1 protein-coding gene and 2 pseudogenes are annotated in these 3,997 nt (G+C 53.4%); all 3 read right to left on the bottom strand.

Annotation, left to right across the window (positions count from 1 at the left end; all coding sequences use genetic code 11):
* Positions 1–111 precede the first annotated feature (111 nt).
* Positions 112–1,460: pseudogene (locus tag C8024_RS19550) on the bottom strand (conjugal transfer protein TraH).
* A gap of 81 nt (positions 1,461–1,541) precedes the next feature.
* Positions 1,542–2,418: pseudogene (locus C8024_RS19545) on the bottom strand (conjugal transfer protein TraF).
* A partial coding sequence (locus C8024_RS19540) for a conjugal transfer protein TraN (RefSeq protein ID WP_254306136.1) occupies positions 2,330–3,997 on the bottom strand: 1,668 nt, incomplete at its 5' end. The pseudogene C8024_RS19545 and the gene C8024_RS19540, both read right to left, overlap by 89 nt.

Below are 3,997 nucleotides of genomic sequence, written 5' to 3'. Positions count from 1 at the left end.
CAGGCTTTTGTATCCGCCCGCACCGGTCCATGCCGCAACGGCATTGAGGACATTGACGATATATTCGCCGCCACCAATTGTGAATATCTCGACCATCTGTTTACGCCAAACTCAAGGTGTCAGCGAACGGTTTTGAACCGCGCGCGACCAGTCGAGGGCTGCTGCCATAGACGGCGACATGGAAGCCGAGAGCATGTTCTCAATCATCGCAGTCTTTTCGATGATCTGCATGATAGCACTGACCTTGGCCTGACTATTTGCTTGTCTGTCTGCCAAAGCGCGGCGCACTTCGCTCATTTGACCTTGCCACATGGCGAGCTTGGCTTCATCCGCGCCGATGAAGGTGGACATCGAACGACCCGCTTCGCCAACAATCCGTTCGAGAACTGCAAAGAGCAGATCAACCGCAGCAATCTCAGCAAGCGTCTCGCGGTCATCGGTTGGCATGCCGCGACCGTAAGCCGCCTGAACGGTAAGGATTTTATAGAGCGGCACCGATGCAACCTGCAGCAATTCTTTTTCGGCAGTGCCGATCGCTGTGTCGGCGCGGATAGCTTCGACCATGCTGGTAATCAGTGCGGCCACGCGAGGTCTTATGGCTTTAGAGCTAGCAAGGCTCATATTGCGAAACGTCGGATCGAGGCATTGATCGGGTTCGTCGCAATCAAAACCTTGATGGTCTGACCTGATGTTCCGTCGAGTAATGCAGTCACCAATGTTGAAGAGGCATCGCCTGCGAACGGCACGAACTTTCCGGGAGAGGCGTCTTTGGGCGGCACGTAGATAATAGTCCCAATGAGCGTCATTGCATATTCTGCCAGTTCCCGGTCAAATGTGCCGCCAGGGTTGAAAAATGCTGATTTCTTGAGAATGTGCCATGTGTAGTTACGCGCGACGCCAGGATTTACGTCGGCATAATCCGCGCCCGCGCCTGCATTTGTAGAATCGCGCTGGCCTTTGGTGCCGCAACCATGTTTGGCGGCGGCATAATCGGTGAATATACCCTCTGAGTTGCCTATGGCCTCGCAGATTGCCTTGTCCGCTAGATCGCCCTTTGGCCAGATCCCGCCCACCAACCCCTGCGCCATTTCGCAGCTGTTGATGTTGAGATTATTCATGAGCTGCGCCTTTTGCGAAAACTCCTGCATGATTTTCGAGCATTCCGGGCACACGGTGTCGATGGCGAGGCTGAAAGCAAAACCGACAGCGTTGTTCGCCACGGCTTTTAGCATCGCAACAATCTCGCTGGCGTTGATGAATGAAAACGAACCTGCAAAAATATCGATACCGCCGCAGCCCGCTTTAGCGGATGGTAGCTGCAAGTTTGCAATATTGGTCGTCTTCTGGGGAAAGCGCGTCCAGACATTGCCGAGGCTATAATAGCCCGCTGACTGGCCCTCAAATGCAGTTGGCCCGGTGACATTGGCAGCGCCGCCCATATCATCCATGAACCGGTCCATGCTATCACCGACATTGGCAGAAACAGGTGCCGAAATAGATGAAGTGATTAGACTTGCAGCTGTAATCGCAGCTATTGCTTTTTAATAATCATGTCCGGCTTCCTTTGATGTGAGCAAATAAATACGGTCCTGCAGTTCATCGGCAGAAATGATTCCATATCCGATTGGGATGGCGCGACTTTGCGCGCTATCCCACAGCACCAGGGCGGGGTAATTTTGGGCTTTAATCCCATGCGCGCGCGTTGACCGGCCTCGACGGTGTAATTTTGAAAATGCCGTGATGGTCCGCCATCGGTTGAGATGGCGCGAACCGTCAGTTTCCATCGGTTAGAAACTGATTTTACGATTGGCGACATGACCTCGCAGGCGCCGCAGCTTTGCGCAAAAAGTAGAACAGCCCAAAACGTTTTCCGAGGTTTGCCATGACGGTATCACGCGAAGCGCTACGCGCATCCTGCCACTGCCTTTTGGCCAGCGTGGAAACCGGGCGTTCGAGCGTATAATCCAGATCAGGCTGCTGCCAGATCGCGCGCTGCCAAACGTCTGAAAACAGCGACGCGCGGTCGAGCTGTTCGCGCTGGAAGCGTATGTAAGCGATAACATTTTCGGGGGATGGTTCGAGGATTGCTTTGGCTTTAAGCTCGCGCAATTCCTTCGTAACCGCATCGAGTTGCTCACTTGCGCTGGCTTGCGTTTCAGGCGGCAGGGTTTCTGTTTCCTGAGCGGGTTTTGGCTTGCTGCAATAGAACCAATATCCCAGTTTGCGTTTCTCGCAGTAGAGTTCATCCGCGCTGGTTCGCGCGATATTGGTTGGTGGGTCAATTGGATTGGATGTTGCGCCTTGCGCAATTGCCGGGCTGATGGCGGCGTCAATAAGAAACACGATTGCAAGGACAAGCACGGCCAAGCCGCCGAGCGCCAAGGGCAGGGGGAGCGAAAGTTGAAAAACATTTTTCATGGGCCTGATCTCTCGTAGAAGTTTTGAATTTTCTGCTGGATGTCATTGGCCGCTTCGAGCTCGTCGGGCAGGCGGGCAGCCTCGGTAAATTCAGAATAGATTTCGGAAAATCCATTTTTGAAAGATCAAGCTGCGCAAATTCCTCGATTGTGAAGCCGTGGCATTGTTCGTCCTTCGCCCGAGCCCAGGGTTTGGGCAGCTGCGCGCGGCCTTGCTCTTGCAAAATACGCGACAATTTGGATGTGAAGCAGCAATAGACTTTCTTCTTGGTGATACAGATGCCGAGGATTTTCTTTGAGCAATAGCTACCGACATAGGCGCACAGCCCATTAGCATCGCGCTGGTGAAGAAGGATCTCTTGGGTGTTGCAGCCAAACGCAACCAGCAGGCTAATACCGGGAATGAGCGGAAAGCCTTTACCCTTGCAGCAATTGAGCACGCCAAATACTTTGGAGCCGCACGTTTCACGCTCGCCTTTGAAAAGTGTCAATGTGTCGGGATCAAATTGTCCCCGCGCATCGTCCATCGCGTGAAGCGCAACAGCCGCATCCTTGAATTCGTCATTGGGCGTACGTTCGATTGTTTCGCATGATCCATCGATGCAATAGACATCGCCGTCACAAATATACTGGCTTCCGGAGCCTTGTGTATCTGGAAGCGGGCAATCATAAACGCGCTCTATCGTTGAGCAGGGATTATCTTCGCTCAGACAATCCTCGCGGAGCAATTGGCAGGCGGGATTATTATCCAGTTCCTCGCAATCATTGGCAGCGCGCCGGGCATTGCATTGATAGGCCCGCTCCCATGCCCAACAGGGTTTTGTGACCGGAACACCGTCTATGATCCGGGTTACAGGATCGCTGTCGGTGCAAGTTTCGGCTGTTTGTTTGCAGTCGGCGTCTTCTGCAAAAGTTCGGCATGCTGCATCATGTTGGTTTTCCTGAATAATATTTTCTGTTGACGTCGCGTAAGGCGTTTCTCCCGCGACAGGCGCGCTACAGCTCATTTCAACATAAGGTTCGCCGGGTTCAACGCAGTATCTCGGGCCATATCCGTCGTCATGCCACTGCAAACATGGTCCTGGACGTATTCCGGTCCTACGGCATCCATTTGCGTTAAATATCTCGCAAGAAGGGACGCCGCCAAAACCATATGGGCTGATATAGCTGCACAAATAATGATATTGGGTCCGCTGCTCGACACTTACATCCAGATAGATGCTGCAGCTCTCGTTTCTTTCTTCCAGCGCTACCCCGCTATTACAGGTTGCTGTATAACGGCCCGGCGATCCGGGAGAAGATGGAAGCGGAACGCAGCGTCCTTCCGCCCCGCCAATTTCCATGCCGCTGGTATAGGCAAGTGGGTCTTCGTTGATCGATTTAGACCGCGCAGTGACCGCTTTGATTTCATCTATCTCAAACTTCGCGCGCCGGGTATTGGAATCCATGATCGCTTTCATGCCTTCGTGGCTGCGCGCTGCGGCCCTTGCATCGCCTTCAATGCGATCTGGATTATCCGCATAACCCGCCTCAGCAGGATTTGATGTGTAGCCTGGAATACGCGCCGCATCGGGCTGCGT

Origin of the sequence: Sphingopyxis sp. BSNA05 (assembly GCF_013265645.1) — a bacterium.
GTDB lineage: Bacteria > Pseudomonadota > Alphaproteobacteria > Sphingomonadales > Sphingomonadaceae > Parasphingorhabdus.
This window is presented reverse-complemented; position numbering and strand designations above follow the sequence as displayed.